Source organism: Shewanella marina JCM 15074 (assembly GCF_000614975.1).
Lineage (GTDB): Bacteria > Pseudomonadota > Gammaproteobacteria > Enterobacterales > Shewanellaceae > Shewanella > Shewanella marina.
The window spans coordinates 1-6992 of the sequence record NZ_BALM01000052.1; the positions used below are offsets into that span (position 1 = coordinate 1).

Below are 6992 nucleotides of genomic sequence, written 5' to 3' on the forward strand. Positions count from 1 at the left end.
GCCTAGGTTATGTTCATTGCTTACGTTTGCTATCATGCGCAGCAGCAAACGGCCTGAAAGGGCATTTAATATAATCTGTATTGTGCGAATCAAAAAAAGAGATGGTATATCAAATTTGATATACCTTTTTTATGTCCGATTATCATTAATTAATATGCTCGGTTATCATTATTTCGATAGCTTTTGCCTTATTGTTAAGCGTTTTTATTTAGAGCAGTTTATCTATATTGTGTTTATGTAAGCTATTGTGTTTAAAGGGCTTTTTTGTGTATTCACTGGTTTAGTGATAAGATATTATCTTACGTTAATAAGGAGTGTTAAAAATGTCATTGAAACTTAGTCTTACTCTTGATTTGGATGAGTCTGCTGCAATTATTCGAGCTAAAAATATAATATCTAAATATTTATCAGAGGAAGAGTTATCTACTGTTATTTTGTTGTTTAAGGGGAAAGTAGTGGAAGTTAATTCTTCTGAATCTATTCATTTTAAAATACGTAAAGGTTTGAGATCTGAGCCGCCAATGGCAATTCTTGGAGGGGATTATTAAGGCGCAGCCTTGATGGAAAGCAAGTCTTGATAACTTTGAAAAAGGTATTTCTTTTGATGGTTAACCATATCTTTCAATCGAGCTAGCGCATCCGTCCTGCTAGGCGCTTTTATAGTTGGTTTGGTTTCATAAGCTCTCTAACGGTCGTTAGACAAGGCCATTTTTCAGGCTGTTCTTTTTGGTGAGCCAATGAGACAACCCAAGCGGCGAAGACTGAGCAAGCGAGGGGCGTTGAAATGGCGGTGGGGCAAATAACCCACGTATATGTCATACGTGGGTTAACTCCTATAACTTTGCTGGATTCTGCGCCCTAAATGCTTTTTCTTTGGGTTATAAAAGCGTAGTTATTGTTATAGTGATTATTTGTTTAGCTTTTTCTAATTTCCTAATATTTAAACCTTTTTGTTTCGTTTTGAAATAATGTCTTTTATTGCATCTTCTGTGTAATTATCGAGCATATATCTAACAATATCTTGCCATTTCATTGGTTCTTTTGTTTTGTATCCAATTTCTATGGCGGCCATTTCTAATTTTCTTAGTTCATCGTTTTTAATTCTTAAATTTTTATCTTTTTGCATTTATTCACAATCTCACATTTGACATGTTTCACAATTTTAAGTGTATTTTCTCACAAATCATACAATTCACTTGTGAACTTTTTCATTTTGTGCAATCTTTCATACATTCGAACTTTTGAGATTGTTCACAAATGCACACTATTTATTTTAGCGACATGACATCGCAGGGAATGGGAATTTGTATTCGCTCATTACTATGGGGTGAGCAATGGGCTAAATCATGGTCTGAGCTAATTGGTGATCTTAAGTGTGAGGGTGTTCCGTATTCATTAGTTGATGTTGATATGCTTGAAGTAATGCCAGAGGATATTGCAAATGTCTAAAGTATCAAATCTATTAAAAAAGTATTGGCTAACCGATAGAAATGGCAAGTTATGTCAATCTGTTCGTTTAGATGGTGCTGATTTAATTGATACTCATCAACAAGTAGTTGATACGCCTTTGCTTCCTTGTTTTGCAGATAAATCTGTTAGTTATGCGAAGCGTTTAGGGATGATTGAGATAGATCATTTAGCTTTTACACTTCAATCATCAGCATTTCAAAAAATGCGTACTTCTGATGGGTGGGCGCAACTTCCTAATTTAAAGGCTTTTCCTGAAACATTAGAGGGTTATGATTCTTTTGTCGAATGTGTTTTAGAAACAGAACATATTCGATTAGAGCAATTTGTACGTAGAGTTTTAGGGCTTCGTTTAGGTTCTTCTCGTAACTTTGGCCGCTTTTTTTATACGCATTCATACCCGTTATTAGATCCAAAAAGTAAACGTTCTATAGGTTTTGTTGCCTTTGGTGGCAATAACAATACGTTATATTTTCAGATTTCTGGTACGGGTTGTAAGTATGTGTTTAGTCATACAAATAAATACAGATTACATCACTGGCTTAAATTTTTTGGTGTCGATGAATTAACTCGGGTTGATTTATTTTTTGATGATTTTGACGGTAATTTTACACCTGAACATGCCTTACTTGCTTATAAAGATTTAGCGTTTAATCGTTTTAAAGGTGGGCGTACTCCCAAGGCTGAACCGCATTATTTGTATGAAAATGGTGAGCAAGTTTGTCTTGATATTATTCGTGTTGGTTCGCGTACTAGTGACTTTTTTTGGCGCTGTTATAACAAGGGCTTACAGCAAGAATATGACAAACCTTGGTTTAGGTCTGAGGTAGAAATTAAGCGTTGTTCTGTTGATGTATTGCTTAATACTGCCAAGTTTTTTGCATCTATTTGTCCTTATTCATCATCAATGAATATTGAAAAAGTATCCGATTTTGATTTGGTGCGTAGGCAAAAAGTTAAGGCTTTAGCGTCTTTAAAGAAAAAAACCGAATGGATTCGCCGCATGTGTGGCAAGGCTATTTATGACTTGGTTGAAGATTGGGGTTTAAGTGCTGAGGAGTCATTAATAATGATGATTGGTGCTGATTCTGATGGTAATTGCAAACATGGTGGTGCTGTTTCTGCTCCTCCTATTTTTTCAGATTTGGTAAGGGTTAATTATGTTTAAAATCACTAGTTTAATATTTGGTGCTGCGGCTGCTAAGGGTGTGTCTAAGGGTAAAGGCACAAATTATGAGTATGGTATTTTATTACAACCTGTACCAATTCTTAGTTGGAAAAATGAAAACGGGCAGGGTGTAAGCTCTGGTTTTAAAACACCTGATAATAATGATGCACTTAAATGCACAATGGATATGTTGCATTCATTAGATAGTATTGAGTTGCCAGCATTTCTTGAAATGGATATGCAGCCAAGTCCTGACGATATAAAAGAATTAATTTGTGTCGGGTTTAAAGTTGTTGCTCATATTCCGACTAAATATGAAGAATTTCAAGTTTTATACAATAAGAAACTTGATTCTGTAACTGATTCAAAAAAGTAAAGGTGTATTGTGATTACTCTTTATTTAAAAAGTGGTGACTTTCCTTTTACGATTGATTTAGTTCAATTATCTAATTTTAAAGGTAATCGTAAATTTACTTTTGTTGCAATTCGTAAAAGAAGTTTAGGGGTTAATTAAATGTCTTTATGTGTAGCGGTTAATAATGGTGCTGTTGTTATTGATGCTACATGTCAATTTTTATTATTAACTCAAGAAGAAGTTAATAAATTAACTAGTCAACCGACATTAGTTGATTTATTGCAATTTGACTCAAGCATGTATGAATTTTTATTAGGTTACATGTTGTTGTCATTTATATCTGGCCATGTTGCTGGCCGTATTATTAAAACGTTTGGTAAAGTCTAAGGAAATTATTATGGGTATTAAAAATAAATTAGCTGTTGCTGCTGCCGCTGGTTCTTCTTTCGTTGGTGCGTCTGCGTTCGCTGCTGGTGAGGCTGCTCCTAATATGGGTTCAACTATTACTAATGCGATTACTGCGGGTCAATCCAATGTGTCGTTAGTTGTAATGGGTGTTGTTACTCTTGCGGCTTTGGCTTTTGGTCTATCTATGATTAAAGGCTGGTTGAGTAAGTAATATGTTATTAACTGTAATTATTGCTTCTATGATGGCCTTTAGTTTTCTAATTGGAATTTATACAGGCGTTATTGCAGCTTAAATATTAACGTGTTTGAAAGGGGGCTGATTAGTTTTTCTATTCAGCCTTTTTTTGATCTAATTGGTGCTATATATGCGTTATTTAATATTATTGATTAGTCTTTTTGGTTTTAATGCTTTTGCATCTTTTACTATTACTGAGTTTGGTGCCCATAGGTATTGCACTAAAACCATTCCAGAAATGGGGTGTAATTTTGATGTCGGAACAACGTTAAATAGTAAGGCTGATATTCAGTGTTCAAAGGCTTATTACAATTCTGATGGTTCTTTGATTTTTAATTATAGTGGTGCCGATACTTTTTCGATTAGATGTCAGAGCGGCGTTGTTCGTAGTGCTTGGGCTAGGATAAAAATTAATTGTGACAAGTCAGATTGGGATTCCTCAACAATGACCTGTAAAAATCAACACCTGAGCCTGAGCAGTGTAAAAAAGGAGAGGTAACGGGTTCAATGACTTGGGATGGTTCGCTTTATGGTGAATCTCCTAATTGGTGTAGTAACAAGTGTGGTTATGTTATTCAAAGTGCTTCTGTTTGTGCCGGTGATGTTTGTTCTGCGCCTTTTGTGAGTACAGGCGAGGCATGTTCTACAGATGGTTTTGATGGGAAACCAACACCGCCAAAGCCAGACCCTGACCCTAATCCAGACCCTGACCCTAATCCAGACCCTGACCCTAATCCAAACCCTGACCCTAATCCAAACCCTGACCCTGATGCGGATGGGGTTGGTAAAATTGTTGAGGCGATTAATTTTGATAAGGAACAATCCGTAAAAAATACGGGTAAATTGTCTGATGATATGCAGAAAATTGTTGATGCTGTTTATGGCAAAGATACGGGGTCTGGTGATGTTGTAGCGGCTATTAATGCAAAAGAAACGGGTTCTAGTGACGTTGTTGTCGCCGTTAATAATTCGGCTGAGGGTATTATAGGTGCGCTTGGTAAGGGTGTTGATAGTATTGTTTCTGCGGTTAAAGGCATATCAGATTTTAAAGGTTCAATGCCTACTGTTGTTATTAGAGATGATTTATTTGCTGGTTATTTTGATGCGGCTACTGAGACTCAAAAAACTGAAAATACAGTATTAAAGGAAAAGTTAGAGACTATTTTAAAAGAGAGTCCGTTAAAAATGGGAACACCTAATTTTAATGGTGGTTCTTATAATGAAACCAGTTTTACTATTCATCAAGCTGGTTATGATATACCTATTAGCTTTTCATTATTTTCAAAGTTAGGTGCTGATAATGTAGCAACCATTAAGGCTGTAATTTTGTTTTGTGCAACGTTACTTGCTGGATTCATTATTTTATCTAGTGGTCGTAGGGGTTAGTAATGGAATTTTTAGCTGATTTATTTAATATTGTCATTGGTCTAGCGGCTGACTTGTTGAGTTTTTTTAGTTCGTTATTTTCATTATTCTTTGATGCCTTTAATTATATTTACGAATGGGCTATTAAGTGGTGGATTAATAGTAAAATAGAAATGGTTGAAATGGCGTATCGTATTACGTCTGAATTATTTTCAGAATATGAAGTTTATACTTTTATATCTAATGCGTTTAATAAGATGCCTGCAAATTTGGCTTATTCTGCACATGCTTTTGGTATTGTTGACGGCTTACGTATTGTTGTAGATGCGTATGCTACGGCATTTGTTCTTAGGGTTATGGGGTGGTAAATGGCTGTTTCATTTCGTCACGGTGGTAACGGTTCTTATAAGTCGGCTTATGCGGTTTGGTTTGAAGTTTTGCCAGCATTAAGAGCAGGGCGCTTAGTTGTTACTAATATTGAGGGGCTTAAATCATTAGAATCAATTGAAAAGCTATTAGGTGAAAAGTTTCCGAGTTCGGCTCGGCTTATTCGTATATTTTCGCGTTCTGTTGAGGGCGTAGAGCTTTGGCAAAATTGGTTTTCTTGGATGCCAATCGGCGCATTAATTATTATTGATGAATGCCAAGATTTATTTACTAAAAAAGTCGGCTTTAATATGGAAAAGGTAAACGCTAAGCCGATTGATGTTTTCTTGCCTTATTTACCTAAAGACTTTAATGAATATTTTTATTCTCGTTGGCAACCTCAAGACCCTACTAAATTTGATGATGGTGATGTCGATGATACGGGGCGAACGCAGTTAGATGAAAATAATCGTTTGCTTTATCCGTTTAACTTTTACGGGGCCTTTATGCGTCACAGGAAATATCAATGGGATATTGTGATGCTAACGCCAGATTGGACAGCTATTGATACGAGTTTGCGTGGTTGTGCGCAGAACGCTTACGGCCATAGGTCTACTGATACGTTTTTTCGTAAACGTAGACCGCGTATTTTTTCACATTTACCGAATACGACTAGCACAAAACCATCTAAATCTGATGCGGCTAACGTGACTTCAATTAAAATTCCGCTTGAGGTTTTTGCGCTTTATAAGTCAACGGGTACGGGTAGTTTTAACGCTTCATTGGCTGATTTAACGATGCTTAAACAGCCTAAATTGTTATTGGCATTAATCATTTTTCTTGGTGGTTTATTTGCGGTTTCTAAGGGTGCTTATGATTTATATTTTGGCGAGGCTCAAACTGTTGTTAGTGCAGCTACTCAAGCAAGTGAAGCAAATCAAGCTGTTTCAACCAATCTTCAAGCTGTTGAGTCTGGTTTATCATCGGTTAATCAAACGGCTATTCAAGGTGCTTCTAGTGTGGGTGCTGGTAATGATTTTATTCAAACTAGTTCTGTCGGTATTCATCCTGTAAATGTGTTTACTCGTCATTTTCCTAATTTTGATAAATCAACGGCTGTTTATATTGCTGCGGTTAATAAAGTGATCTCATCTGATGCAAGCCATACTGATTTTTTATTTAGGTTTGATAGTAAGGAGTTTTCGCAATATCTATCAAGTGATGTGCTTAGTCAGCTTGGTTATAGCTTTAAGGTGCTTGATGATTGCGTGATTTCGGTTTCATTGGGTAACTTGAGTCAATTAGTGATTTGTCCGCCTGTAGTGCCAGAAATTGATTCTAGTGATTCGAGTCCTGTTGATATTGCAAGTGATACGGCATTACCAAGTTTAGATATTTTCGGTAGTAGTGAATCATAAAGTTTGATTTTATAGAATTGTGGTTAACCATTTTATTAAATGATTGTGTAACTTTTTCAAGATTGTTTAGCCTGGTCAACCATGAGAATAATCTAATGTTTGACCAGGCTAAATTTAGTCAGGGTGTTTGCTACTTAGCAATTGCCGATAACGTCAATTATCGGCATATGAGAGGCTCCCAGATTTACCACAGCACGTAAACATATAAAG

General features: G+C 36.0%; 11 protein-coding genes. 10 read left to right on the top strand and 1 reads right to left on the bottom strand.

Going from position 1 to position 6992, the window contains the following annotated elements:
• The first annotated feature begins 323 nt into the window (after positions 1–323).
• Positions 324–548 carry a hypothetical protein gene (locus JCM15074_RS19875; protein ID WP_025823671.1) on the top strand — a complete coding sequence of 75 codons (225 nt, stop codon included), beginning with the start codon at positions 324–326 and terminating at the stop codon, positions 546–548.
• 392 nt (positions 549–940) lie between these two features.
• Here the strand turns inward: JCM15074_RS19875 and JCM15074_RS19880 are convergent, their stop codons facing one another.
• Positions 941–1126, bottom strand: a complete 186-nt coding sequence (locus JCM15074_RS19880; RefSeq protein WP_025823673.1) for a hypothetical protein — start codon at positions 1124–1126, stop codon at positions 941–943.
• Positions 1127–1257: 131 nt separating this feature from the next.
• Between JCM15074_RS19880 and JCM15074_RS24310 the strand changes: the two genes are divergently transcribed.
• The 9 genes from JCM15074_RS24310 (at position 1258) to JCM15074_RS19930 (ending at position 6782) form a co-directional block, all read left to right on the top strand.
• Positions 1258–1449 (top strand): hypothetical protein, encoded by a 192-nt coding sequence (locus tag JCM15074_RS24310; protein WP_148300852.1) that lies wholly within the window; start codon positions 1258–1260, stop codon positions 1447–1449.
• Positions 1442–2635, top strand: coding sequence for a replication initiation factor domain-containing protein (locus JCM15074_RS23875; RefSeq protein WP_025823684.1), 1194 nt, complete (start codon positions 1442–1444; stop codon positions 2633–2635). Before JCM15074_RS24310 ends, JCM15074_RS23875 begins: the two co-directional genes overlap by 8 nt.
• Positions 2628–3011, top strand: coding sequence for a CTX-RstB family phage integration protein (locus JCM15074_RS19895; protein WP_025823686.1), 384 nt, complete (start codon positions 2628–2630; stop codon positions 3009–3011). Before JCM15074_RS23875 ends, JCM15074_RS19895 begins: the two co-directional genes overlap by 8 nt.
• A 138-nt stretch (positions 3012–3149) precedes the next feature.
• A complete protein-coding gene (locus tag JCM15074_RS19905; RefSeq protein ID WP_025823688.1) occupies positions 3150–3377 on the top strand; it encodes a hypothetical protein in 228 nt (75 codons plus the stop codon).
• Between the two features lie 10 nt (positions 3378–3387).
• Positions 3388–3609 carry a hypothetical protein gene (locus JCM15074_RS19910; RefSeq protein ID WP_025823690.1) on the top strand — a complete coding sequence of 74 codons (222 nt, stop codon included), beginning with the start codon at positions 3388–3390 and terminating at the stop codon, positions 3607–3609.
• Positions 3610–3763: 154 nt separating this feature from the next.
• Positions 3764–4132: a hypothetical protein gene (locus JCM15074_RS19915; RefSeq protein ID WP_025823692.1), complete on the top strand. Its 369-nt coding sequence runs from the start codon at positions 3764–3766 to the stop codon at positions 4130–4132.
• An 8-nt stretch (positions 4133–4140) separates the two neighbouring features.
• Entirely contained in the window at positions 4141–5019 is an 879-nt protein-coding gene (locus tag JCM15074_RS24640; RefSeq protein WP_025823694.1) for a hypothetical protein, read from the top strand.
• A 2-nt stretch (positions 5020–5021) separates the two neighbouring features.
• On the top strand, positions 5022–5366 hold the full coding sequence (locus JCM15074_RS19925) for a hypothetical protein (RefSeq protein ID WP_025823696.1): 345 nt from the start codon (positions 5022–5024) through the stop codon (positions 5364–5366).
• A complete protein-coding gene (locus tag JCM15074_RS19930; RefSeq protein ID WP_025823698.1) occupies positions 5367–6782 on the top strand; it encodes a zonular occludens toxin domain-containing protein in 1416 nt (471 codons plus the stop codon). It abuts the gene before it with no gap.
• The last annotated feature ends 210 nt before the right edge of the window (positions 6783–6992 follow it).